23 protein-coding genes and 1 pseudogene are annotated in these 23,338 nt (G+C 59.9%); 7 read left to right on the forward strand and 17 right to left on the reverse strand.

Annotation, left to right across the window (positions count from 1 at the left end):
* Positions 1-225: 225 nt before the first annotated feature.
* The 3 genes from ACQY8Q_RS24565 to ACQY8Q_RS24575 all read left to right on the forward strand — a co-directional run bounded on the left by ACQY8Q_RS24565 (position 226) and on the right by ACQY8Q_RS24575 (position 1,839).
* On the forward strand, positions 226-1,005 hold the full coding sequence (locus ACQY8Q_RS24565; protein WP_428429866.1) for a DUF6597 domain-containing transcriptional factor: 780 nt from the start codon (positions 226-228) through the stop codon (positions 1,003-1,005).
* A 72-nt stretch (positions 1,006-1,077) separates the two neighbouring features.
* Positions 1,078-1,476, forward strand: a complete 399-nt coding sequence (locus ACQY8Q_RS24570) for an SRPBCC family protein (RefSeq protein WP_428429070.1) — start codon at positions 1,078-1,080, stop codon at positions 1,474-1,476.
* A gap of 12 nt (positions 1,477-1,488) precedes the next feature.
* Positions 1,489-1,839: a VOC family protein gene (locus tag ACQY8Q_RS24575; protein ID WP_428429071.1), complete on the forward strand. Its 351-nt coding sequence runs from the start codon at positions 1,489-1,491 to the stop codon at positions 1,837-1,839.
* 47 nt (positions 1,840-1,886) lie between these two features.
* Here the strand turns inward: ACQY8Q_RS24575 and ACQY8Q_RS24580 are convergent, their stop codons facing one another.
* The 8 genes from ACQY8Q_RS24580 to ACQY8Q_RS24615 all read right to left on the reverse strand — a co-directional run bounded on the left by ACQY8Q_RS24580 (position 1,887) and on the right by ACQY8Q_RS24615 (position 9,571).
* The gene (locus ACQY8Q_RS24580) at positions 1,887-2,600 is read right to left on the reverse strand and encodes a PAS domain-containing protein (RefSeq protein ID WP_428429072.1); all 714 of its coding nucleotides are present in this window, start codon (positions 2,598-2,600) and stop codon (positions 1,887-1,889) included.
* Between the two features lie 407 nt (positions 2,601-3,007).
* Entirely contained in the window at positions 3,008-3,940 is a 933-nt protein-coding gene (locus ACQY8Q_RS24585) for a lipid A biosynthesis lauroyl acyltransferase (protein ID WP_428429073.1), read from the reverse strand.
* An 11-nt stretch (positions 3,941-3,951) separates the two neighbouring features.
* Positions 3,952-4,980: a zinc-binding dehydrogenase gene (locus ACQY8Q_RS24590; protein WP_428429074.1), complete on the reverse strand. Its 1,029-nt coding sequence runs from the start codon at positions 4,978-4,980 to the stop codon at positions 3,952-3,954.
* A gap of 53 nt (positions 4,981-5,033) precedes the next feature.
* Complete coding sequence (locus tag ACQY8Q_RS24595) at positions 5,034-6,317, reverse strand: beta-ketoacyl-ACP synthase (protein ID WP_428429075.1); 1,284 nt, start codon at positions 6,315-6,317, stop codon at positions 5,034-5,036.
* A gap of 12 nt (positions 6,318-6,329) precedes the next feature.
* Positions 6,330-7,535, reverse strand: a complete 1,206-nt coding sequence (locus tag ACQY8Q_RS24600; RefSeq protein WP_428429077.1) for a beta-ketoacyl-ACP synthase — start codon at positions 7,533-7,535, stop codon at positions 6,330-6,332.
* 2 nt (positions 7,536-7,537) lie between these two features.
* On the reverse strand, positions 7,538-8,023 hold the full coding sequence (locus ACQY8Q_RS24605; protein ID WP_428429078.1) for a 3-hydroxyacyl-ACP dehydratase FabZ family protein: 486 nt from the start codon (positions 8,021-8,023) through the stop codon (positions 7,538-7,540).
* 224 nt (positions 8,024-8,247) lie between these two features.
* Complete coding sequence (locus ACQY8Q_RS24610; protein WP_112834592.1) at positions 8,248-8,532, reverse strand: acyl carrier protein; 285 nt, start codon at positions 8,530-8,532, stop codon at positions 8,248-8,250.
* A gap of 133 nt (positions 8,533-8,665) precedes the next feature.
* On the reverse strand, positions 8,666-9,571 hold the full coding sequence (locus ACQY8Q_RS24615) for a LysR substrate-binding domain-containing protein (protein WP_428429079.1): 906 nt from the start codon (positions 9,569-9,571) through the stop codon (positions 8,666-8,668).
* A 115-nt stretch (positions 9,572-9,686) separates the two neighbouring features.
* Between ACQY8Q_RS24615 and ACQY8Q_RS24620 the strand changes: the two genes are divergently transcribed.
* A complete protein-coding gene (locus ACQY8Q_RS24620; protein ID WP_428429080.1) occupies positions 9,687-10,712 on the forward strand; it encodes a zinc-dependent alcohol dehydrogenase family protein in 1,026 nt (341 codons plus the stop codon).
* 60 nt (positions 10,713-10,772) lie between these two features.
* Here ACQY8Q_RS24620 and ACQY8Q_RS24625 read toward each other — a convergent pair whose 3' ends face one another.
* The 6 genes and pseudogenes from ACQY8Q_RS24625 to ACQY8Q_RS24650 all read right to left on the reverse strand — a co-directional run.
* The gene (locus tag ACQY8Q_RS24625) at positions 10,773-11,201 is read right to left on the reverse strand and encodes a L,D-transpeptidase (protein ID WP_428429081.1); all 429 of its coding nucleotides are present in this window, start codon (positions 11,199-11,201) and stop codon (positions 10,773-10,775) included.
* Positions 11,202-11,350: 149 nt separating this feature from the next.
* Positions 11,351-12,334, reverse strand: a complete 984-nt coding sequence (cbiB, locus tag ACQY8Q_RS24630) for an adenosylcobinamide-phosphate synthase CbiB (protein WP_428429082.1) — start codon at positions 12,332-12,334, stop codon at positions 11,351-11,353.
* 12 nt (positions 12,335-12,346) lie between these two features.
* Positions 12,347-13,351: a threonine-phosphate decarboxylase CobD gene (gene cobD / locus ACQY8Q_RS24635; protein WP_428429084.1), complete on the reverse strand. Its 1,005-nt coding sequence runs from the start codon at positions 13,349-13,351 to the stop codon at positions 12,347-12,349.
* A complete protein-coding gene (locus tag ACQY8Q_RS24640; protein ID WP_428429085.1) occupies positions 13,348-14,652 on the reverse strand; it encodes a cobyrinate a,c-diamide synthase in 1,305 nt (434 codons plus the stop codon). Before ACQY8Q_RS24640 ends, cobD begins: the two co-directional genes overlap by 4 nt.
* Complete coding sequence (gene cobA / locus ACQY8Q_RS24645) at positions 14,649-15,491, reverse strand: uroporphyrinogen-III C-methyltransferase (RefSeq protein WP_428429086.1); 843 nt, start codon at positions 15,489-15,491, stop codon at positions 14,649-14,651. The genes ACQY8Q_RS24640 and cobA overlap by 4 nt, the downstream gene beginning before the upstream one ends.
* A 116-nt stretch (positions 15,492-15,607) precedes the next feature.
* Positions 15,608-16,009: pseudogene (locus ACQY8Q_RS24650) on the reverse strand (cobalamin biosynthesis protein); the annotation flags it as partial.
* 524 nt (positions 16,010-16,533) lie between these two features.
* On the opposite strand from ACQY8Q_RS24650, the gene ACQY8Q_RS24655 reads away from it, so the two are divergent.
* From ACQY8Q_RS24655 to ACQY8Q_RS24665, 3 genes are all read left to right on the forward strand, one after another.
* Positions 16,534-16,698, forward strand: coding sequence for a hypothetical protein (locus ACQY8Q_RS24655; protein WP_428429087.1), 165 nt, complete (start codon positions 16,534-16,536; stop codon positions 16,696-16,698).
* 48 nt (positions 16,699-16,746) lie between these two features.
* The gene (locus tag ACQY8Q_RS24660) at positions 16,747-17,010 is read left to right on the forward strand and encodes a DUF1488 domain-containing protein (protein WP_428429088.1); all 264 of its coding nucleotides are present in this window, start codon (positions 16,747-16,749) and stop codon (positions 17,008-17,010) included.
* Positions 17,011-17,135: 125 nt separating this feature from the next.
* Positions 17,136-17,921 carry a TSUP family transporter gene (locus ACQY8Q_RS24665; protein ID WP_428429089.1) on the forward strand — a complete coding sequence of 262 codons (786 nt, stop codon included), beginning with the start codon at positions 17,136-17,138 and terminating at the stop codon, positions 17,919-17,921.
* A 12-nt stretch (positions 17,922-17,933) separates the two neighbouring features.
* Here ACQY8Q_RS24665 and cobO read toward each other — a convergent pair whose 3' ends face one another.
* Genes cobO through cobN form a run of 3 tightly spaced genes read right to left on the reverse strand, consistent with a single transcriptional unit; the run spans position 17,934 to position 23,304 of the window.
* On the reverse strand, positions 17,934-18,578 hold the full coding sequence (gene cobO / locus ACQY8Q_RS24670; RefSeq protein ID WP_428429090.1) for a cob(I)yrinic acid a,c-diamide adenosyltransferase: 645 nt from the start codon (positions 18,576-18,578) through the stop codon (positions 17,934-17,936).
* 11 nt (positions 18,579-18,589) lie between these two features.
* Complete coding sequence (locus ACQY8Q_RS24675) at positions 18,590-19,171, reverse strand: dimethylsulfonioproprionate lyase family protein (protein ID WP_428429091.1); 582 nt, start codon at positions 19,169-19,171, stop codon at positions 18,590-18,592.
* Positions 19,171-23,304 carry a cobaltochelatase subunit CobN gene (gene cobN / locus ACQY8Q_RS24680; protein ID WP_428429092.1) on the reverse strand — a complete coding sequence of 1,378 codons (4,134 nt, stop codon included), beginning with the start codon at positions 23,302-23,304 and terminating at the stop codon, positions 19,171-19,173. The genes ACQY8Q_RS24675 and cobN overlap by 1 nt, the downstream gene beginning before the upstream one ends.
* Between the last annotated feature and the right edge of the window lie 34 nt (positions 23,305-23,338).

Below are 23,338 nucleotides of genomic sequence, written 5' to 3' on the forward strand. Positions count from 1 at the left end.
GGCTCCACCAGATTGAACTTGCAGGGTGATTTTGTTCGGCTGCGGATGCCTGAACACGCCCTGCGGATGCTGAGGGAGTTTTGGCATTCAAATCGATTAACGACAAGTGATTGTTGTCAAAAGTGATACTTTTCCGGTGTCTTGGGTTAGGCTTTGACGCCTTGAGTGTTGCGCTGCGAAAACCACGCGGATGACGGCAAGGACCAAGGAGGGCGCCCCTTGAAGATGGGGCAAAAAGAGACCGTTCTGGCCTCATCTGCAGGCACATATAGCGAGCAGCCAACGGTGGCGGCATTGGCGGCTCATTTCCGCTGCACGTGGTCGCACAGCCTGCCCTCGGGTTTTGACAAACACGTTGCCGTCGTGCCGGATGGCTGTAGCGATATCCTTTGGTCAAGACGAGGATTTTTCATCGCCGGCCCGGACAGAACAGCAGCGCTTCCATCCCTGCAGGCAGGCGAAACCGTTATCGGTATCCGCTTCCAGCCGGGCGCTGCCGCCCACTGGCTGAAACTTTCGATGGCCGAGATTACTGGGGAAACGGTTGCGCTGTCAGACCTGTGGGGAGCCGATGGCGAAGACCTGCATGAACGGCTATCCGGCGAAGCGTCCGCAGCGGAAAAGCTGGTCTTGATGCAGAGCGTCCTTGAGAGCCGGGCAGCCGGTGTGACGGCGCCCTCCCATGATATGCGCCGCACATTCGAACATCTCGCACAGCCGCACACTGGCGGCCTAGCGACGGTGGAAACTCTCTCGCGGACGCTTGGTTACGGTGAGCGAACATTCCGACGGCGCTGCCTTGAGCATTTCGGGTATGGCCCCAAGACACTCGAGCGTATCCTGCGCCTCCAGCGGTTTCTTTCGCTATTAAGGACAAATCGGCAAGGCGCCCTGTCCATCCTGGCAGTTGATGCCGGATATGCGGATCAGGCACATATGTGCCGTGAGGTTCAGATGCTGAGCGGCTTTTCTCCCAAAGAGATCAGGCGCCAAGCCGCAGCCTGATTGTCCGTTTTGTTCAATCTTCTGCGTCGTGACGGCGGCATACTCGGCAATGGTTTGAACGGAGGAAACAGCGTGCCTGCGATGGAAGCAAAAATCATCCACATCACGATCGAAAGAAACTGGCGTGAGGTTTACGCGTTTGCGGCCAAGCCGGAAAACATGCCGCTCTGGGCATCCGGCCTTGCCTCGGGCTTAGAGCCAGACGGTGAGGATTGGGTGGCACGCGGTGCACTCGGCAATGCGCGCGTCCGCTTCACACCCTTCAATGATTTTGGCGTGCTCGACCACCTCGTAACGTTGGAAACGGGGCTTCAGGTGCAAAACGCTTTGCGTGTCATCCCGAACGGCAGCCAAGCGGAAGTGATGTTCACGCTGTTGAAACAACCGGGGATGAGCAACGAACAATTCGACAGCGATGCCGATTGGGTCCAGAAGGACCTCAACGCATTGAAGGAACGGCTGGAAGCATAAAGGAGCATCATCATGGGACAGAAGGGCACCGACCGCCAGATCGACAATATCGAGTTCGCGGTGGCCGACATTGCGCGCTCAAAGGTTTTTTACGGGGCGGCATTTGGCTGGACGTTCACGGATTACGGTCCGCAATATTGCGAATTCACCGATGGCCGGCTGACCGGCGGCCTGACCACGGGGACACCAAAACCCGGCGGCCCGTTGATCATCCTCTATGCCGACGATTTGACAGAGACACAGGCACGGCTTGAAGCACAAGGCGCCCGCATCGTCGTCGAAACCTTCGCCTTCCCGGGAGGAAAGCGTTTCCACTTCCAGGATCCGGATGGCTACGAACTGGCTGTCTGGTCAGACAAATAACCGTCGAAAAGCAGTGAGCGAGGGCAACCAACCCTCGCCTTTCACGCTCAGGCCGCAATCGCGCGGCGGCGGTCGGCAATTTCCTGCAGCACCAGAATGGCGCCGATGACCTTGCCCGTGCCCGACATGCACGGCGTCATCCGGCAGCGCACCACAACAGTGCGATTTCCAACATCCTTGGCGAAGGTATAATCCACCAGTTCACCGGAAAAACACTTGTCGAGATTGGGCTTCACCCGCTGCTCGAAGCGCTGGATGCCGACGAACTCGACAATATGGCGGCCGACGAGATCCATCGGGCGCTCGTCCAGCCGGGCTGCGTTAACGGGGTTGGTATAGAGATAACGGTAATCCGGCGTGATGACCGCGACCCGGTCCGGCAAACAGTCGAGGATCGCCTCGTTGAGAAACCCTTCGTCGGCCCGGCCCTTGAGTGCCGCGACAGTCGGAGGGGCCGACGTCCAAGGCTTTCCGGCGACAACATTGCTGTCAGCGGCGAAATAACGATCGGCCAGCATCTGCAGCACGTCGCGCTGACGCATCACGCTCGACACATCGTCAGCTTCCTTGCGCAGCAGATCAAGGACGAACTGGAACTGCAGGCGCGCGTCAGCGACAGTCTCGGCCTTCTCTTCGTAGATCGTTGTAAGAACCGGATCAATCTCGCGATCGAGAATGCTGATCAGCAGATCATCACCGGATTTGACCGCATACTGCAGCTGAGAATATTTGAACCAGAAGAGCTCGATCAGTGCCTTCAATTTCCACCCCACTCCCCACTCAATTCTCCATCTCAGCCCAAAAAAGCTCGGAAAATTGAACGCAATCAAAAACCAAATCGATTGAAGGCGCTATTTTTACAGACCCGAAGCGCTTGCAATCGTCCTATAGTAATACCTGAAGTTTACACCCAAAATGGTGCTGTTCAACACCGGAAAAATCACCTGAAACGTTTCCGGTGAACTTATTTTCGGAAACTAATATAAATTACAGCCTAATACCGCGCTGTTTTCTGCAACCAAAGCTGCATCTGCGGCGCGCAGACACCCATTACACGGAAAAATTAACAGCCGCACGCACAAAAAAGTGAAGACTCACTCATCCATCTGTAGATGCCATGCAGATGGTTTGAGCCACTACCCGTATCTCAAAATGGCAAAAAATACGGTCAGTCCTTCAAGTTCTTCTTGATGTGCCACCGGTCATGGTACCAGAGCCATTGACCCGGATACTCGCGCACCCAGCTTTCGACCTTGTCGTTCAGAACCTGCGCCGTTGCATTGACATCGACACTGCCGTCGGGCTTGCGCGGAATGTCAATCGCCGGCTCCAGCTCCAGCCGAAAGCGCCCATCCGGCAGGCGGATGGAGCGGGCCGGATAGACTTCGCAATTGAACTGCCGCACCAGCTTTGCCAAAAGCGGATTGGTGCGCACATCGCGGCCAAAGAACTTCGTCATCAGCCCCTTGCGGAATTTCTGATCGACCAGCACGCCGACAGCACCGCCGGCCTCCAGCTTGCGTGCCAGCGTGAACGAAGAGCCGGCATGCGAGGGAACCAGATTGCCCATACGCTGCTTGCGGAAATCAAAAACCTTTTTCGCAACATACGGGTTATTCGGCGGCCGGAAGAGTACCGTCACGTCCAGCCCGAACGCAGCACTTGCCACCGGTAGCAGCTCGAAATTGCCGGTATGGGCGGTAAAGACGATGAAGGGACGCGGATTGTCGCGCAGTTCCAGGAACAGCGGAATACCGGAGACCTCGATACGGCCGGGTTTTAGGTTTTCGGGATCGAAATCGAAAATTTCATCGAGAAAAACATATTCAGCCGCGAGCCGGCCGATGCTGCTCCAGCTCTCTAGCGCAATTTCCTCGATCTCCGCCTCGCTCTTTTCCGGAAAAGCGTTGCGAAGATTGGTCATCGTCAGCCTATGACGATGCTTCAACTTCGGCCCAAGCCAACGCGTGAAGCGCGCCGAAAACTCGATGGCGCCTCTGGCGGGAAACAGTTTCAGCGTGCCCAAGAGCAAAAAGACGAACTGGGCGATCGACCACTGGCGAAAACGCTCCGCCGACAGAACCAGTCGTGTGATCAGCATGCGCACGGTGTTCAGTCCATCCGCAGGATAATTTTGCCGAAGACCTGGCGCGTTTCCATCCGCTCCAGCGCCTTGTCGATCTCCGAAAAGCCGACTTCGGTATCGATAACGGGATGAACGAGCCCGCGCGCCATCTTCTGCATGGCGTTGGCCATGTTCTCCATCCGGCAGCCGAAGGAGCCGAACAGTTTCAGCTGCTGCTGGAACAACATCATCAGGTTCATTTCGGTGGAAACGCCCGACGTCGAGCCGCAGGTCACCAGACGGCCTCCACGCTTCAGAACGAACATGGACGCTGCAAAGGTATCCTTGCCGACATGTTCGAAGACGACATCGACGCCCTTCTTCTTGGTCAGCTTGCGCGTCACACCCTCGAAACGGTCCTTGCGGTAATTGATGACGTGATCGGCGCCAAGCGCCCTGGCCCTCTCGATCTTGTCGTCGGAGCCGACTGTGGTGATGACCGTGCAGCCAATCTTCTTGGCCAGCTGGATCGCCGCCGAGCCGATGCCGGAACCGCCAGCGTGAATAAGGATGGTTTCGCCCGGTTCAAGCTTGGCATTGTCGAACAGCATATGCTCGACCGTGCCGAAGGTGACCGGTGCAACAGCGGCAGCCACCGCATCGACACCGGGAGGAGCCGGGACCAACAGGCGCGCCGGAAGGTTGACCTTCTCTTGCGCAAAGCCATCGAGATGGAAGCCGTGCACGCCGCCGACATGTTCGCAGAGATTGTCGCGGCCGTCGCGGCACGCACGGCAGAGGCCGCAGGTGCGGGCACCGTAGATCGAGACGAGCTGCCCCGGCAGGACGTTGGATACGCCCGGGCCGATCTGATCGACCACGCCGGACGCTTCAGCGCCGATGACCAGCGGCATCTTACGCTTGGCAAAGGCCATGCCGCGCCAGCCCCAGACGTCGATATGGTTGAGCGCAACAGCCTTGACACGAAGGGTGACTTCTCCTGGGCCGGGAGCATCCGGCTCGGGAAGATCGGTGATTTCCAGCTTGCGGTCGTCGACCAGTTGCAAAGCGCGCATGATATAAGTCCTTAAGCCCGAGGCGGTTTTCCTCGAAAAAACATGATGTCCGATTAGGCCGGTTCTGCAGCCATGACAAGGCTGGCGTTCTGACCGCCGAAACCGAAGGAATTCGACAGGACGGCAGTAACCTGCGCATCCCGCTTCACGTTCGGCACGACATCGAGAACAATGGACGGATCGGGGTTTTGATAATTGATCGTCGGCGGCACGGTGCCGGTGAGGATGGTCTGCAACGAGAACACCGCCTCGACAGCGCCCGCAGCGGTCAACGTGTGGCCGATCATCGACTTGTTCGACGACACCGGAATGGACGGCAGTGCTTCGCCAAACACTGACAGCATCGCGCCATATTCCATCTTGTCGTTTTCAGGCGTCGATGTGCCATGGGCATTGATATAGCCGATATCGCCTTCACTCAGACCAGCATCGGCAAGCGCTGCGCGGATCGTCGCAATCGCCGGGCCGCCGTCCGGTGAGGACCGTGTGCGGTGGAACGAATCGGCTTTTTCGCCACAGCCCTTCAGGATGCCGTAGATTTTTGCGCCGCGCGCAACCGCTGCTTCCAGCGATTCCAGCACCAGTGTTGCAGCACCCTCGGCAATGACGAAGCCGTCGCGATCCTTGGAAAAGGGTTTTGACGCCCGTTCCGGTGGGTCGTTCTGAGTCGAGAGCGCAGATAGAAGCGCGAATCGGATCAGCGCTTCGGCACTGACCGAACCATCCGTCGCAACCGTCAGCGCCCGATCTGTGCGGCCCTGGCGGATCGCTTCGACACCGAGCTGGATCGCGGTTGCACCCGAGGCACAGGCTGTCGACAGGGTGACAGGCAGGCCGCGCGTGCCGAACCGGTCGGACAGGCGCTCGGAGATGGCGCCGAACAAGGCAGCTTCATGGAAAACGGGATCAGCACGATCACGCATGGCAGCAAGAAAACGGTCGTAGGCGTCGCCCGGTTTCTGCGATGGCGGCGAACGGTCGGCGAGCTCGAAGCGGGCGCTCCATTCCGGCTCGATCGGCGGCGCTGCCAGGAACAGCGGTCCGTTGAAATCACCGGACAGGCCGGCCTGTGCCAGAGCTTCCGCCGTCGTCTCACGCGCGAAAGCGTAGGAACGCTCGACGGAGTTTTCGGCTGGAACATCAATGAAATCGACGGTTCCGCTGATTCTTGTCGAGAGGCCTTCTGTCGGAAAACGGGTAATCTTGTGAATGCCGGAAACGCCTGAGGTCAGCGCCTTCCAGTTGTCCTCGACGCCCTGGCCGAGCGACGTAATCACGCCCATGCCGGTGACGGCGATCAGCGGGCGGCCGAGATGATCCTTGTAAGCGCTGGTCATATCTGCCGCTCCTTATTGTTCTGCCGAAAGCACGGCGATGCCTTCGCCACGTGCATGACCGACCGTCGTGACGATGGCCGTCTTTGCAGGCTTTTGCATGGGAGCCTCCCCCGCCGGATCGAATGGCGGCACCTTGGCACCAGCCCCGAGCGACAGCGCGGCAAAAGCCAGGCCGAGCGGAAACTGCGATTCAAGACCATGGCCGACAAGACCACCATAGGCCCGCACGGCAGCCTTCGGGAATTGCGCGTCGAGAAACGCTTTTTCGCGGGCGGCAAGGTCATGAAAACCGGTCGTCCCAGAAAACACCACCGTTGAAGACGGATCGGCGCCGGCTGCGGGCTCTGAAAGATACGTCAGGCGCTGCTCGAGGCGATCGCCTTCACGGCTGCCGCGATCGCCGCCGACGGCATCGATCGTTGCATAGATGCGGGCGCCGCGGGCCTCGGCATGTTCACGCGATTCCAGCATCAGGAACGCGCCGACCGACCCGGTCATCATGCCGCCGCCATTTTCAGGCTTGCGCGACCAGATTGGATGATGCTCACCGAGCGCATGGCCCTGAACAGCCTCGATCAGCAGGATCATGTCCTGACGCTCAGCCGAAAACGCGCCACCGACCAGCGTGTGGGTCGATTGTCCGGCCTTGATCCGGGCAAAGGCGGTCTCGATCGCCGAAATACCGGCGCCCTCTTCGCCCATGAAGGTGCGCGAAGAGCCGGTGATCTTGTGAACGATGGAAATGTTACCGGCCATCAGATTGGATAGCTGGGCCAGGAACAGTGTCGGGCGCAGTTCGGTCGTCAGCTTTTCGTTGAGCAACTGTTCGCGGTCGTTGCGCTTCAGGGCTTCATCGACAATCAGCGAATCGACATTGATGTCGCGCTCGCCACCACCGGCCGCCACGATCATGTCCATGCTGCCACAGGCGTCCAGATCGTCCTTGAAGCCGGCATCGTCGAGCGCCAGACCAGCACTGAAGACGCCGAGGCGCTGCCAATTTTCCATCTGCCGCTGGTCGCCGCGCTTGGCGATCTGTTGGGACCAGTCTATTTCCGGCAGCGGATGGACCGGATAGGGTGCAAAACGTTCGGTATCGACACGCACCACCGGCGGCTGACCGGCAGTCAGAAGGGCCGTGTGCACCTCGGTGCCGACACCCTGGCTGGTGACGATGCCGACACCGGTGATCACAACATCATTGGCGGATTTGCTCATCGTCATTCCCCCGTCGTGGCCGAGGCAGCGATTGCAGCCATCAGCCCCACTTCTTCGGCACGCTTCTTGACAATCGGGCCGAGCGGCACCTGATCGAACGGCATGGTGCGCAGTTTTAGCTGTGCGTCACAGACCTTCTTGCCCTGCGAGGTGATCTTTGCCTTGACGACAGCAAAGCCGGAACCGTCATGTTCGAGAAATGCCTCGATATCGAGCACCGCTTCCGGCTCGACGAAGGTTCGCATCTTGGCGCTATCGACCGACATCAGGAATGGCATCGCGGCGAAATCGGTGGCGGCCAGCACCAGAAAACCACAGGCCTGCGCCATCGTCTCGATCAAAAGCACGCCGGGAACCAGCGGGTAGCCGGGAAAATGGCCTTCGAAGACGGGGCTTTTGGCCGGAACCACAGAACGCGCCGTCAGCGTCTTGGCATTGAGATCGACCGTTTCGACCCGATCGATCATCTGAAAATATTCAAGGAGCATCAGGAGCAAATCCAGCTTGGCCCGGAGCACAGCGCTTCGAACAGCGCTTGAACATTCCGGATTTCAAATCCGCGCATGACCCCGCCCGAAACAGGTCCGGTGTCGCGATCATGCGACCGTCAAGTAAAAACGCAAATGCCGCCTGTCAAGCGCGGTCCACGCGACAGGCGGCATTGATATCACTCATGCACGTGTTCCCGCGTGTCAAACGCGCGATATCGTCATCAGCCCTTGGCGGCCTTCAGTTCGTCAATCTTGGCGCAGAGGTTTTTCAGGACGAAATATTCTTCCGTCGAAACCTTGCCTTCGTTGACTTCCTGGGTCCACTGCTCGAGCGGGATCTTGATGCCGAATTCCTTGTCGATCGCAAAGACGATGTCGAGGAAGTCCAGGCTGTCGATGCCGAGATCGTCAATGGTGTGGCTTTCCGGCGTAATCGTCTCGCGGTCGATTTCGCTCGTTTCCGCAATAATGTCGGCAACCTTGTCGAATGTAGCTGTCACGCGCATACCTCTTTAGAATACATGTTTTGGCGAACCTATAGGTAAATGCGGCTGAAAAGCCAATGGCCTTGGGCGCAAGAGTTGCATTTATGCCCTTGGTGTTGCCCAAACATCAAGCCAAGCCTTGTAATAAAGCCACTCAAAGGTCTGTTCCGGCGGGCAGATCGGCAGCCAAGGCGTCGATTGCGAGCCTGACACGTAGCGGCAGATGCGGCGTTTTCGGCCAGACGGCGTGACAATCGAAAGACAGGCGGCGTTCGTCCGTAAACAGCCGGACAAGACGGCCGTCGCGCACCCTGTCCTGGACAAGCCAGCAGGGCAGCCAGACAAGGCCGAGCCCCGCGACCGCCGCATCGGCTATCATCTCCAGATCATCGAAACGCATGCGCGAGGGCGGCAGAACTTCGGCATCCGGCCCGCCGTCCACCGGAAAAAGCCATGAGCGGACCCGCCCGGAACGGGCATAAAGGATCGCGTGATGTCCCGGCAATTCGTCCCTGCTCTCTGGCGTGCCATGAACGCGCAGGTAATCAGGAGAGGCGCAGACCGTCATGCGCTGATGCGCCAGCCGGCGCGCCATTAACCCCGGCCACTCACCGAGAGGGCCACTCCGGACGGCGAGATCGAACCCGTCCTCGAGGATATCGATCCGGCTATCGGTGAAATTCAGGTCGAGTTCCAGCTTCGGATGTTCGCTAGCAAGCCTGAGCAGGATCGGTGCAACGCAGCGGCGGCCAAATAGGACGGGCATGGAAACCCGTAACCGGCCCGCCACCTCCTTGCGCCCCGATTCGAGCATGGCCTCACCTGCCCGCAACTCCTCCAGCGCCCGAAGACAGCGCTCGTAGAAAGCCTGGCCATCCTCGGTCAGGGTCTGGCTGCGGGTGGTGCGGTGAAACAGCCGGGCCCCCAACCGGTCTTCCAGCCGGGCAATGGTCTTGCCGACAGCTGAGCGTGACAGGTTGAGCCGCTGGGCGGCAGCCGAAAAACTGTCGGCTTCCACAGCTTCGACGAAAACAGACACGCCATTCAAACGATCATTCATGCGCTTTGTAGCTCTCAAGGAAACAATGATCGGAAATCATATCGCCACTGGCGACTGAAACGCAATGATAGCTTTGCCTCATCGCTTGAACCAAGCCAACATCCAGGAGACAAACATGACGGAAACAATGAGGCGCTGGTCGATGGCGGCCATCGGCCGCGACCACCTGAAACTGGAGACCGTGGCGATCCCTGAGCCGGGGCCGGGCGAAATCCGGGTTAAGGTATCGGCCGTTTCACTCAACTATCGCGACAAGCTGGTGATCGAAACGGGCATGGGACTGCCTCTGCCAATACCGTTGGTCCCGGCTTCCGACATGGCGGGCGTGGCCGATGCTATCGGACCCGGTGTGACGCGCTTCAAACACGGCGACAGGGTGATGTCGACGTTCAAGCCGGACTGGATTGACGGTCGCGACAATGGCACTGCCCGTACCGCGGCCTACAAAACGCTCGGCGGCGCCTATCAGGGTGTTCTGGCCGATTATGTGGTGTTTCCGGAAGGCTGGTTTGCCGCATCGCCGCACAGCCTTGACGATGCCGAAGTCAGCACCCTGCCCGTCGCAGGCCTCACCGCCTGGTTTGCACTGATCGAACTCGGAAAACTCAGAGCCGGAATGACAGTGCTCGTCCAAGGCACCGGCGGCGTCGCGCTGTTCGGACTACAAATTGCCAAGGCCCATGGCGCCAATGTCGTCGTCACCTCCCGCAGCGACGACAAACTGGAACGGGCCAAGGCGCTCGGCGCTGATCACGGTATCAACAGCAGCAAGGAAGACTGGGTGGAAGCCGTCTACCGGATTACCGGCGACGAAGGGGTGCATCACATTCTGGAAATCGCCGGAGGTCCCAATCTCGGGCAATCCATCCGCGCGGTTGCCGTGCATGGACAGATTTCGGTCATCGGCGTTTTCGAAGGTTTCGAGGTCGCCGGACCTGCCGGACCGCTGCTGCTGAAATCGCCAGTCATCCAGGGGATCAGCGTCGGCCATCGGCGATCACTGGAGGATTTCGTTCGCGGCATCGATTCGACCGGGATCAAGCCGGTCATCGATGCCCGCTATCCGCTGGAAGACCTGCATCAGGCGCTCGACCATCTTGATCGCGGTGCCTTCGGCAAGATCGTCATCGAGTTGAACTGACGCCATAAAACGTCTTTGGGGCCGGCGTCACCGCCGGCCCCAAAGACGAAACCGTCTGGATCAGCGGCTGACGACGATCTGAGTGTTCTTCAGACCATATTGGCTGGCTAGTGCGAAAAATTCGGCGGCATTTTCCGGATGCAGGCGGATACAGCCATGCGAGGCCGGACGGCCGAGGCGCTTGAGGTCGAAGGTGGCGTGAACGGCGTAACCGCCGTTGAAGAACACTGCATAAGGCATTGGTGCATTGTCATATTTGCGCGAGCGATGGTCTCTCGACAGCCATTTGGCACTCCAGCTGCCCTGCGGCGTGACATAGCCCTTCCGCGCAGTCGAAACCTTCCAGCGATAGCGGACAAAACCATTCTGCGACACAGTCATGGTTTGAGAAGAAAGGCTGATCCTTGCAACAAGATTGGCACCGAATGCGGCAGGAGAATGAAATTGCAACAATACAATCGCCAAAAAGGCAACGAAGAATTTACGCATTAAAAATCCTCTCCGAAAAGTAATCACCTTTTTACTGGTGTCCCAACACGACACAGACTTTACAGCCTTTGCAATGATAGACGTTTAAGACAATTGGAAAATTCTGCGTTAATACGCGCGGATGAAGGTTGCTGTCAGCAGTAGAGACATCAAACTATACTGTCGATAACGGCCGCAATCACTGTCAGGACTAGAAGTGACCCGCAGGCGCGATAGAATATGGAAACGCCGGTCTCTACATCGGCCACGGTTGCCACTGCCCGGCCCGCTCCGTTGATCATCGGCTCGTTGACCAATGCACCGGCATAGATTCTGGGGCCAGCCAGTTGCACGTCGAGCGCGCCCGCCATTGCGGCTTCCGGCCAGCCGGAATTGGGCGAGCGATGCAGTCCATGGTCGCGTAAAGCGATACTAAGGGCATTGCCGGCGGCTCGTCTTCCAGTGGTCATGGCGGCACCGGCAGCGATCAAAAGTATGGACAGCCGCGCCGCCGGAATATTGGCGACATCGTCGAGACGGGCCGAAGCCCAGCCGAAATGCAGATATTTCGGGCTCTTGTGGCCTATCATCGAATCGGCGGTGTTGAGCATCTTGTAGGCCAGTAGTCCGGGCAGGCCGAGCAGTGCATACCAGATGGCCGGAGCGACGACACCGTCGGAAAAATTCTCAGCCAGGCTTTCGATCGCCGCCCGGCATACGGCGGGCTCGTCCAGTGTCTCGGGATCGCGTCCGACAATCATCGACACCGCCCGGCGGCCACCCTCCAGCCCGCCGGTGCGAAGACCGGTGGCGACCTGCGATACATGGTCGGCGAGGCTTTTTTGCGCGAGGAATACCGCAACGACGACTGCTTCCAGGAACCAGCCAAAAATCCCGATCTGCATGAACACCTTGTGCAGCAGCCAGCCACAAAAAAGGCTCCACAGCAGCAAACCGGCAATGGCCAGAACCCCGCTGATCCACAGGGCCTCCTCCCCCAGGCGCTTGCGGTTGAATGTCCGGTCGCACCAACCGATCATCGCACCGAACAGCACCACCGGATGCGGCAACCGGCGCCACAACCAATCGGGATCGCCGACGATACGGTCAAGCAGAAGAGCGGCGATCAGGACAAGCAGAATTCCGGTCGACATCGAAGGATCCGTTCAGGCGAGGTGCGCGCTGCGCAGGGCATCCGCCAAACGTGTATCGCCTGCCGCATCGGGTGCAAGTCCAATCCTCAACCAGGAAGGCGCATAGCCGAATTTTCGCGTCAGAATCCGCTCGCGGCAGAGATGCTCGTGCAGGTCTGAAGCCCGTCTCTGCTCGATCAGGGTAAAAAGCGGCGTCCCGCCAGTGATCCTCAGCCCGGCCTGTCGCAAGACAGCATCGAGACCTTCTTTGCGCTCCAGAATCAGCGACTGAACCGCTTGCGTATCGCCGCCCATCAGTTCTGTCGCCATCACCAGCGCCGGCCCTGACACTGCCCAGGGGCCGAGCCATTCCTGGAATGCTGACAGAACCGGTTCGGCTGCAACGACAAAACCGAGCCGCAGCCCCGCCAGACCGAAAAACTTTCCGAAGGACCGGAAAATGATGAGATTATCGTGACCGGCGGCCTGCCCTGCGACGCTGAGATGCGGTTCGGTATCGCCAAACGCTTCATCGACAAGCAGCAGCCCGCCATTGGCCTTCATGCGCTGCGCCATCCCGAGTATATCTGTTGGCGAAAAGGTTCGTCCGGTTGGATTGTTGGGATTGACCAGAACGGCCAGCCCATGATCCGGCCTCAGTTGATCGGGCGTGGAGATTTCGTCGATCACGAAACCGGCACTGATAACGGCCCGTGCATATTCGCCGTAGGTGGGCCCGAAAATAGCGATGCGCCTGCCCGGTGTGACAAGACGCGGCAACAGCTGGATCACTGACTGAGTGCCAGGAACCGGAAGCGGCAGAATATCAGCACTGCAATAGTATTTGGCAGCTGCGTGTCGCGCACTATCCACCAGATGACGATCCGGCAGGCGGTGCCAGGCCTGCATAGGAACATTCGGCAACGTCACAGGATTGGGGTTAATACCGGTCGAAAGGTCCAGCCAGTCCTCTGGCTTGCCGCCATACACCGCCGCAGCCTCGGTTACGCCACCACCATGCACGATAGGCGCCGTCATACCGAGCGGGCCGTGTCGATGAGATGCATGAAGGAACCGGCAACCTTTCCGCGCCGTAGCCCGGCAGGCCCGAGTGGTGTGCCTGCAGCATCGGCCGTATCGAACAGCCGGTCGGCAGCGCCTTCCGACAGGATTGTGGCATAGTGAAATTCATGCGCCATCAGCGGACCATCAAAAAAACTGGGATCGAGCGGAGTGACCCGCCGGTAGCCCAGATGACGTTTACGCTCGACAAAACTGGTGGCGAGCGGCAGGAAACCAAGCATTCCGTAACGCTTGCCATCGGCGGCGACAAGCCCCTCGCCCAGCACCATGTAGCCGCCGCATTCACCGAAAATGCGCGCGCCGCAATCCCGCGCTGCGGCCATGCCGGATTTAAACTGTTCGGCATCGGCCAGAAGCCCCGCGTGCAACTCGGGATAGCCGCCCGGCAGATAGACGGCGTCGGCATCGTCAGCGGGCGCCTCGTCGGCCAGGGGCGAGAAAAATGTCAGCTCGACACCGGCGCGCTGCCAGCCGGACAGAAGGTGCTCGTAGCAAAAGGCAAAGGCGACATCGCGGGCGATGGCTATTTTCTGGCCAAGCGGTTTGAAGGTTGGGACGTCCGCGCTGACATCTGTTGCCGGGCCGGAATGGGCCAAAGCCAAAATGGCATCCAGATTACAGCCTCGTTCGACCTGCATTGCGGCGTGCTCGATGAACGCATCCAGCGCGCCGTGTTCTCCAGCCTGTACCAGACCAAGGTGGCGTTCGGGTAGTTTCAGCGCATGGTTTTGCCGCAAGGCCCCAAGCACCGGTACGCCGATCGCATCCAGCGAACTGCGAAGCATCGTTTCGTGACGGTCGCTGCCGACCTTGTTCAGAATGACGCCCGACACATGCACGTCATCGCGGTGCATGGCGTAGCCGCGCACGAGAGCCGCGACCGATTGCGCCATGCGGCCGCAATCGACCACCAGAACGACGGAAAGACCCAGCATCGCGGCCAGATCGGCAGGCGAGCCGGTGCCGTCGATCGCGCCGTCATAGAGCCCCATCATCGCCTCGATGATCAGCGCCTCACCGCCTGCAGTCGATATTGCCGCATGGGCGCGAAGCAACTCGGGACGCATTGCCCATGGATCGTAGTTCAGGCAAATCTTGCCGCTCGCGGCTGTATGGAAAGCCGGATCGATATAGTCCGGGCCGGCTTTTCCGGGCGCCAGCGAAATTCCGCGATTACGCAAAGCCCGCATCAATCCGAGCGTCACCGTCGTCTTGCCGGAACCGGACGATGGCGCAGCAATCAGCAGGCCGCTCATGCCGGGTCCTTGAAAGCCCGGCTCGACAGCGGATCAGATGTCAGAACGCGGCCATTGAGCGCACCGAGCCAGTCGAGCGATGCACGCAGGCGGACCACCTCACCGACAACGACGATGGCGGGTGGTTCCAGCCCTGACGCGACAACATCAGCCTCGGCGCGCAACAGCGTCGTTTCCAGCACGGTCTGTTCGGGTGTGGCGGCGTTGCAGACAAAGGCGACCGGTTCATCCGGCGAGCGGCCCGCGGCAATGAGATTGGCAGCGATCTGGCCAATATGCTTCATCGCCATATACATGACGATCACAGGCGAGCCTTTGGCGATGCCTTCCCAGTGGATGCGGTCGGGAATCAAGCCGGAAGAATCATGGCCGGTCAGGAACGTCACCGCGTGGTTGACCTCGCGGTGTGTGACCGGAATGCCGGCATAGGCAAGGCCGCCGATGCCGGCGGTAATACCCGGCACGATGCGGAACGGGATGCCGTGTTCGACCAGTGTCAAAGCCTCCTCGCCGCCTCGCCCGAAGACAAAGGGGTCGCCGCCCTTCAGCCGCAACACGCGCTTGCCCTGGCGCGCCAGTTCGACCAGCCGCAGGGAAATATCACGCTGTTTCGGCGACGGCTTGCCACCGCGTTTTCCGGCAAATTCCAAAATGGCTCCGGCTTTTGCCAGGCTCAGGCAATCAGCATTCACCAACGCATCATGGACAATGATATCGGCCTGGCGCAGCGCGTTGGCGGCATGCAGGGTCAACAGACCGGGATCGCCGGGACCCGCGCCGACCAGCCAGACCGAGCCCGGCGCCAGTTCGGGCAGGCCTGAAAACACAGCGTCGCTCATGGCGCGGCTCCCGATGCCATGGACATGGGCAGCCTTGATTCGCGACGTGAAGATTTGGATTCACTTTGCCAGCTTCCGGCGGCAACCTGCTGACTTGATTCGACAAACTCTCCACGCGCAATAGCTGCGGTTGCATGGGCCGACTTGATCTTCGGAACGATCAGAGCGCCGGACTTGCCTGACGCAGCAAGGGCCGCCGCTTCCGCCACGCCGTGACAGCCGGTCAGGGAAAAGACGATCTCCGATGGGTTTTCGAGCTGCGGAGATTGCGCCTCCAATGTGCCGACATCGAAAACCACAAAAGGAACGGAAAAATGCGCAGCAGCCGCAATCATCGCCGGTTCTGCCACACGACTATCCAGCGAAGCAATCCCAGTCAGCATTCGGCGGTCGAGGCCGGCCATGGCCACTGCTCTTTCGGCAAGCAGGATTACCTCTTCACAAGGCGTGCCGCGCTCGCAGCCAAGGCCCAAGACGAGCGGCTTACGGTCTGCCTGATCGCCGATATCCAGATGCATCACAAAACGCGCCTCCCGAGCCGCACGATCACGATGCGCCGGGGCCTTCGACAGCCACAGGCTTCGAAGCGGTCTGGACAGCACCGGATGAAGCCCCCTGACTGGGTCGGCCGCACCGGACGCTCTTTCAGCCCACCGTGATGGGCACCGTCGCACGTTCCTCCTGTTTACCGGAGGCCACCTGCCCGGTCAAACCGGATTGCGTCATTCGTAGAACAGCCCGCGTCATACAGGCGATTACGGGCGCTTTATGCACGTACAACCGCTGATCGAAAGCGTGACCTCATTTAAACCTCAATTGACGCGCACGACTGGCCAAGGTGCCTACCAAAGACATATACGCTTGCAGCACCGCATTCCGCCTTGGGATATTTCTGACGATGAAGAGCACCCTCTGCTCCCTGCCATCGCGATACCAATCAACATGAGTGACGTCACGAACCGCAGACCTTTGCGCGTTCGGCGCGCGGGCATTTAAACAAACAGCATCTGCGGCTTGCCGTTCCGATGCAGGAGGACCGCCCATGATGTTTTTCAAGAAAAAGCCTGCCGTTATCAAGATTATCGCCACGACGACAAAGGCGATGCGTCATACGGCCGAGATCATGATAAAGACGTCGAAAAAGTCCGATAGCGACGGTCAGCACCGCCGCATGCTTCGCACCGTCGAAGACAACCGGCTTCTGTGACCACACGGTTCGGCATTCCTATTTCTATAATTTAAGGCATATTTCTTCATGGCATTGACGTTTCCGAACACCAGCCGCAGTTACGACGAAACTGCAAGACGCGTCCGCTTTCTTGGCCATGACGGCATGTTCGAGGTCAAATTCTTCGTCGAAATTGGCGCCCTTCCGAAGATCGTCTCGCGCGCTCCGAGCGAAGCTGATTGCCTCGCGGCCTTCGATTCGGCGCGCAACGCGGTGCATGATGTTGCCCGCAAGGCCTATGGGCGCGACCATCGCGACAGCTACGTGCTGACCGAGGCACATTTCAAATAGCGGCCAAACCCACCGCGATTTTCAGCAAGGGCCGGTCCGGCTCTTGCTGCCGCCTTTGCATTTCGGGCAAAGCTCTGACACACAGTGGCTGAATTTCCATCCGCTCCGACTGTCCGAGTCTCCCCGTGCACGATCTTGCCCCCCACCTCCTCGCCTTCCTGTTCATCGCAGCGTTTCTCGCCGGCTTCATCGATTCCATTGCCGGTGGCGGCGGCATGATCACCATACCGGCCATGCTGATCGCCGGCATTCCGCCGCTGGAAACGCTTGGGACCAACAAACTGCAGTCGCTGTTTGGATCAGGATCCGCCAGCATCGCCTATGCGCGGCGCGGCCATGTCAATCTGGTCGAACAATTGCCGATGGCAGCGCTGGCGATGATAGGCGGCGGGCTGGGCGCTGTGCTGGCGACGATCGTTCCCGGCGATGTCCTCAAGGTGGCACTGCCGTTTTTCCTGATCGCTATCGCGCTCTATTTCGGCCTCAAGCCAAACATCAGCGACACCGACCAGACACGCCGGATGACGCCGTTTCTCTTCGGCCTGATTTTCGTTCCGCTGATCGGGTTTTACGACGGCGTCTTCGGTCCCGGCACGGGCTCTTTCTTCATGCTGGGTTTTGTGACGCTGGCCGGGTTCGGCATATTGAAAGCGACGGCGCACACGAAATTCCTGAATTTCGGCTCGAATGTCGGCGGCTTCATCGTCTTCGGTCTTTACGGCGTGATCCTTTGGAAGGTCGGCCTTATCATGGGCGTCGGCCAGTTTGCCGGGGCACAGGTCGGCTCGCGTTTTGCGATGAAGAACGGCGCCAAGATCATCAAGCCGCTTCTCGTCGTCACCTGCATCGCACTCGCGATCAAGCTTCTGGCCGATCCGGGCCATCCGGTCCGGATCTGGCTTGGCTGGTAACAGCAGAGCCGCTTAGAACTCGACGCCGACCTGCGCCTTGATGCCGGAGCGGAACGGATGCTTGATCAGTTCCATTTCGGTGACGAGATCGGCAGCCTCGATCAGCTCTTCCTTGGCGTTGCGGCCGGTCAGCACCACATGGGTCATGTGTGGCTTTTCTTCCTTCAGGAACCGCACCACTTCGGCGACATCGATATAGTCATAGCGCAGCGCGATATTGATTTCGTCGAGCAGAACCATGGAATTGCGCTCGTCGCGGATCAGCTCCTTGGCCTTTTCCCAGGCCTTTTGCGCCATGGCGATATCGCGCGAGCGGTCCTGCGTTTCCCAGGTAAAGCCTTCGCCCAGCGTGTAGAACTGGCAGACATCGCCAAAATGCTTCTCGATCAGATCGCGCTCGCCGGTTTCCCAGGCGCCCTTGATGAACTGCACGACAGCTGACGGCATGCCATGGGCGATATGGCGGAAGATCATCCCGAAACCGGCCGTCGACTTGCCCTTGCCCTTGCCGGTATTGACGATGATCAGGCCCTTCTGGTCCGTCTTCGTCGCCATGATCTTTTCGCGCGCGGTCTTCTTTTTCGCCATCTTCATGGCATGGCGCGCTTCGTCGTGGACGGGTCCGGTCTCGGTTGTCTGTACGTCGTCTTCGGTCATGATGTGTCCCCTCAAAATTTCGGTTTTTCGCTCAGCGGTCCGCCTCGCCAAAGGTAAAGTGCGACAAGCGCCCGGTCCGTTGTTTTCATGGCGTGGCTGACGCCGGATGGATGATGGATAACGTCGCCGGCGTTGCGAGCGATGAAACGCCCGCGATCCCTGCTCCACAGGGAGCCATCGGTCAGCGGCAGATAAATTTCCTCGGCAATATGGTGGTGATCGGGATAATCCACACCCGGCCCGAGCAGGAGAAACCCACCCGCCATTTCGCCGCTGACAAAATGGCCGCGTGATCCGAAAAGCTCTACCCAGCCATAGTTCTGCAGGAAATGATCGCTGAAGTCAGCCGAGGTATAGGTGCGTCCCCAATGCAAATCGTTTGCATGGCGTAACAACGCCTTCACAAGATCATCGCCAAGACCGGGCTTTACCGACTGAAGATGCTGAACAGCGGGAATGCTTTCCACAACGAGTTCGCGTGGCTGCAAATTCCAGTCGAAACCGGCAAGGAAACGCTGGACGTCCGGCGAATCCACCGCAACGAGATGGTCCCGAAATGTGCCCAGCAGTGCGCGGTGTTCCATCGTCGCCATTATTCCGCCGCCGCCGAAAGGCCCTGCAACTCGAACCGGGCCGAGTTGGAGCGCGGCGACCAAAGGCCGCGGTCGATCGCCTCCATCAGCTTGTCGGTCATTTCGCGCAAGGCATCCGGGTTCTTCTCTTCCATGAACCTGCGGACGCGCTCGTCCATCACATAGGCCTGGTAGACCGCCTCGAAATGGTGGCTACGCACAGCACCGGTCGTTGCGGCAAAGGCAAACATGTAATCGACCGTAGCTGCGATCTCGAAGGCGCCCTTGTAGCCGTGGCGCATGACGCCATCGATCCATTTCGGATTGACCACGCGGCCGCGCACCACCCGGCCGATCTCTTCTTCCAGTGAGCGGATTACCGGCTTTTCCGGGCGGGAATGGTCGTTGTGATAGATCACCGGGCGCGTGCCGGCCATCTGTTCGACGGCCAGGCTCATGCCGCCTTCGAACTGGTAATAGTCATCGCTGTCGAGCAGGTCGTGCTCGCGATTATCCTGGTTCTGGACGACGGCCTCGACGGTCTTCAGCTGCGCTTCGAGAAGCCCGCGCTCGGCCTTGCCGTTCTCGCCGGCGCCATAGGCATAACTTCCCCAGGTGAGATAGGCGTCGGCAAGATCAGCGCGATTGTCCCAGCCGCCCTCATCCATCAGCGCCTGCAACCCGGCCCCATAGGCGCCGGGCTTGGCCCCGAACACGCGGTAGGACGCCCGGCGCGATGCTTCCTTCGGCGCAACGCCGGCAGCCTCCAGCCGTTTGGTTTCCGCCCGCATGCGGGCGGCAATCATGTTGTCGGCATCATCCTCTTCGAGCCCGCCGATGGCGCGGATCGCCGTATCGAACAGGGCAATCTGCTCGGGAAAGGCATCACGGAAAAAGCCGGAAATGCGTAAGGTGACATCGACACGCGGACGACCGAGAATGGCGAGAGGCACAATCTCGTAGCCGGTGACGCGGCGCGACATCATATCCCAGACCGGCTTGGTGCCGATCAGCGCCATTGCCTGGGCGATATCGTCGCCCCCCGTGCGCATGTTCGACGTGCCCCAGGCGGTGAGGCCGAACGATGTCGGCCAGTCGCCGTGATCCTGCAGATAGCGGCGAATCAACAGCTCCGCCGATTTCTTGCCGAGCTCGAACGCCGCTGGCGTCGGCACGGCCCGGCTGTCGACCGAATAGAAATTGCGTCCCGTCGGCAACACATCCGGCCGCCCACGCGTTGGCGCACCGGAAGGGCCGGGCGCGACGAAACGACCGTCGAGACCGGTCATCAAGGCAGCGATTTCGGCGGGACCGGACTGGACGATGGAGGGTTTGAGGCGAGTTTCGACCTCGTGGAGAACGGCCCGGGTGGCAATCCAGTCATCCGGGCACGGCAATTCGCCCGAGACGAACCGGGCGGCCAGCAGCTCGATGCGCTCGACGGTGTCGCCGGCAGTGCGCCACGGGGCGTCGGTGGTGTCAGCCAGAATGGCCGGTTGTGGTCCAAGCCAGGGATCGGAAAGGATGCAATCGAGGGGGTCGAAAGGCCGCTCCGGATTGATCTCCCCCCTTGTGGGGGAGATGTCGGCCCGGCCGACAGAGGGGGGTGTTGCGGGTTCAAAATTTGCGGAGGCTTTCTCCCCCTCTGTCCTATCGGACATCTCCCCCACGATGGGGGAGATCGACGTGGAAACACCCAACCTCGCATCCGCTGCAATCGCCCGCTGCAGGCTCTGGTCGCCGCCCTCGCTCTGCCCACGCGGCACGCGGGCCAGAGCCACCGTCAGATCCGTCAGCAAGCGGCCTTCCGGCGCCACGCCAAAGATATGCAGGCCATCGCGGATCTGCAGTTCCTTGAGGTCGCAGAGATAGGCATCGAGCTTTTCCAGCGCTTTGTCCTCGCCGTCCGTACCGGCAATGCCAGCGTCATAATCAAGGCCGATATCGCGCACCAGCTCGAGGATCTGCTTGCTGAGCAAGCGTAGACGGCGCGGATCGCCGCCGGCCGCATCATAATATTCGTCAACCAGCGCTTCCAGGTCTTTCAATGGACCATAGGATTCCGCCCGCGTCAGCGGCGGCGTCAGATGATCGATGATGACGGCACTGGTGCGGCGCTTGGCCTGCGTTCCCTCGCCCGGGTCATTGACGATGAACGGATAGAGATGTGGCATCGGACCGAAGACCGCTTCCGGGTAGCAGGTCTCCGACAGCGCCAGTGACTTGCCAGGCAACCATTCGAGATTGCCGTGCTTGCCCATATGGATGATGGCATGGGCGGCATAGTCACGGCGCAGATAGGCGTAGAAGGCGAGGTAACCGTGCGGCGGAACGAGGTCCGGCGAGTGGTAGGTTTCCTTCGGATCGATATTGTAGCCGCGTGCCGGCTGGATGCCGACCAGCGTTTCTCCAAAGCGCGTCAGCGGCAGGGCGAAACAACCGTCGCGGAAGAACGGGTCGTTTTCTGGCCCGCCCCATCGACCGGTAACTTCAGCCTGAATCTGAATGGGAAGAGACGCAAAGAAGGCATTGTATTGATTCAACGAAAGCGTTTCGCGGACGTCGCAATCCACCCGTGCCGAATTGGTCGGACCGTCCATCAGATGCGCGATAAGCGCATCGCCGTCTGAGGGGATCGAATCGATGGCATAACCGGCGGCGGCCATCGCCTTCATCACTTCGATCGTCCCGGCCGGTGTATCGAGGCCGACGCCATTGCCGAGCCGCCCGTCGCGATTGGGATAGTTTGCCATGATGATCGCGACGCGGCGCTCGCCCGGTGCCGCCTGGCGCAACCTGGCCCAGTTAGCCGCCAACTTGGCGGCAAACGCGACACGGTCGGCCAGAGGCTCGTGGCCGACAATATTGGCCTCGACATCGGTGTCATAGACAGCCGCCGCCTTGAACGAAACGGCCCGCGACAGAATGCGGCCATCGACCTCCGGCAGCGCCACGTTCATAGCCAGATCGCGCGCCATCAGGCCCTGCGGCGAGGCTTCCCAGGCCGCCCGCGACGAACCTGAAAAGATAACCTGAAGGACGGGCGCATCGGAAAACTCGAGCACGGTCGGCTTGCGGTCGGCGCCGGGCGCGGAAACAGCAAAGCCGGTGGCATTCATCACCACGGTGGGCGGTACCTCACCAAAGATCGCCTGCAGCGTGCCGATCGACACGGCATCCTTGAGGCTAGAAACAAACACCGGCAGCACCGTCAAACCTTCGGCACTGAGTGCTTCAATCAAGGCCTCGACAGGTTTGGTCTCACCGCTTTGAACAAGCGCGCGGTAGAAGCAGAGGGCAACTGTCGGGGGGTCGAGCCCCTCTCCCGCTACCACCGTCGAATGGGATGGGATGCTCTTGTTTCTCGGAGGCATACCCCCCTCTGCCCTGTCGGGCATCTCCCCCTCAAGGGGGGAGATCGCTGGAGCACGCACCCGCCTTCCCACATCAGGTTCCGCAATCTCAAATTCCGCTTGGGATTGGCGTGTATGCCGCGCGTTGATCTCCCCCCTTGAGGGGGAGATGTCAGCAAAACTGACAGAGGGGGGTATCTTACCGGCGGCACTAAACCCAACCGCCTTCTTCCAGGCCTCTACCCCGATCACACCTTGACCCGGCCACCAGATCCCCGCCTTCATCAGCGGTGCGGCCGATTCCGGCCTTTCCGAGCCGTCGATCAGCGCCTCGGCGTAGGCCAGCAGCCGGGCCATATTGTCAGCGCCGCCTTCGGTGAAATAGGCCCACATGCGGTTGCGGTCTTCAGCGGAGACGGTCGAAAAAGGCTCCAGCCCAGGATCAGGCTTGTCGCAACCGGGCAGTACGGCAATCTGGAATTTATGGGTGACGGCGGCCGCATGCAGCGCCTCCAGCACATAGTGAAAATAGCTGGCGCCGCCGAGTGGGCGAACGATGATCAGCTTGGCATGACGCGCCGTGCGCTCGACATAGGTATCGACCGACATCGGGTGCTTGAGCGTCAGAAGGCTCGCGACCCGCAGGCTCGACTTCGCCGCGCGCATGCGATGTGCGCCGGCGATCGATGAAAGCTCGGTATCGGCGGCCGACAGGAACAGGATATCGGCTGGCGACTGGCCAAGATCGATCGCCTCCTCGCCGTCGGTGATGGTGCCTTTCTGGGCTAGGAGGAGATGCATAGTATTCCCCAAGGGCAGCAATACCCCCCTCTGT

Origin of the sequence: Pararhizobium sp. (genome assembly GCF_965279435.1) — a bacterium.
In the GTDB taxonomy this organism is placed as follows: domain Bacteria; phylum Pseudomonadota; class Alphaproteobacteria; order Rhizobiales; family Rhizobiaceae; genus Pararhizobium.

Excerpts from the sequence above, each read along its gene's own strand:
- ACQY8Q_RS24565 (WP_428429866.1), top strand. The coding sequence starts at position 226 with ATGGGGCAAAAAGAGACCGTTCTGGCCTCATCTGCAGGCACATATAGC.
- ACQY8Q_RS24575 (WP_428429071.1), top strand. The coding sequence starts at position 1,489 with ATGGGACAGAAGGGCACCGACCGCCAGATCGACAATATCGAGTTCGCG.
- ACQY8Q_RS24585 (WP_428429073.1), bottom strand. The coding sequence starts at position 3,940 with ATGCTGATCACACGACTGGTTCTGTCGGCGGAGCGTTTTCGCCAGTGG.
- ACQY8Q_RS24590 (WP_428429074.1), bottom strand. The coding sequence starts at position 4,980 with ATGCGCGCTTTGCAACTGGTCGACGACCGCAAGCTGGAAATCACCGAT.
- ACQY8Q_RS24595 (WP_428429075.1), bottom strand. The coding sequence starts at position 6,317 with ATGACCAGCGCTTACAAGGATCATCTCGGCCGCCCGCTGATCGCCGTC.
- ACQY8Q_RS24600 (WP_428429077.1), bottom strand. The coding sequence starts at position 7,535 with ATGAGCAAATCCGCCAATGATGTTGTGATCACCGGTGTCGGCATCGTC.
- ACQY8Q_RS24605 (WP_428429078.1), bottom strand. The coding sequence starts at position 8,023 with ATGCTCCTTGAATATTTTCAGATGATCGATCGGGTCGAAACGGTCGAT.
- ACQY8Q_RS24610 (WP_112834592.1), bottom strand. The coding sequence starts at position 8,532 with ATGCGCGTGACAGCTACATTCGACAAGGTTGCCGACATTATTGCGGAA.
- ACQY8Q_RS24615 (WP_428429079.1), bottom strand. The coding sequence starts at position 9,571 with ATGAATGATCGTTTGAATGGCGTGTCTGTTTTCGTCGAAGCTGTGGAA.
- ACQY8Q_RS24620 (WP_428429080.1), top strand. The coding sequence starts at position 9,687 with ATGACGGAAACAATGAGGCGCTGGTCGATGGCGGCCATCGGCCGCGAC.
- ACQY8Q_RS24625 (WP_428429081.1), bottom strand. The coding sequence starts at position 11,201 with ATGCGTAAATTCTTCGTTGCCTTTTTGGCGATTGTATTGTTGCAATTT.
- cbiB (WP_428429082.1), bottom strand. The coding sequence starts at position 12,334 with ATGTCGACCGGAATTCTGCTTGTCCTGATCGCCGCTCTTCTGCTTGAC.
- cobD (WP_428429084.1), bottom strand. The coding sequence starts at position 13,351 with ATGACGGCGCCTATCGTGCATGGTGGTGGCGTAACCGAGGCTGCGGCG.
- ACQY8Q_RS24640 (WP_428429085.1), bottom strand. The coding sequence starts at position 14,652 with ATGAGCGGCCTGCTGATTGCTGCGCCATCGTCCGGTTCCGGCAAGACG.
- cobA (WP_428429086.1), bottom strand. The coding sequence starts at position 15,491 with ATGAGCGACGCTGTGTTTTCAGGCCTGCCCGAACTGGCGCCGGGCTCG.
- ACQY8Q_RS24655 (WP_428429087.1), top strand. The coding sequence starts at position 16,534 with ATGATGTTTTTCAAGAAAAAGCCTGCCGTTATCAAGATTATCGCCACG.
- ACQY8Q_RS24660 (WP_428429088.1), top strand. The coding sequence starts at position 16,747 with ATGGCATTGACGTTTCCGAACACCAGCCGCAGTTACGACGAAACTGCA.
- cobO (WP_428429090.1), bottom strand. The coding sequence starts at position 18,578 with ATGACCGAAGACGACGTACAGACAACCGAGACCGGACCCGTCCACGAC.
- ACQY8Q_RS24675 (WP_428429091.1), bottom strand. The coding sequence starts at position 19,171 with ATGGCGACGATGGAACACCGCGCACTGCTGGGCACATTTCGGGACCAT.
- cobN (WP_428429092.1), bottom strand. The coding sequence starts at position 23,304 with ATGCATCTCCTCCTAGCCCAGAAAGGCACCATCACCGACGGCGAGGAG.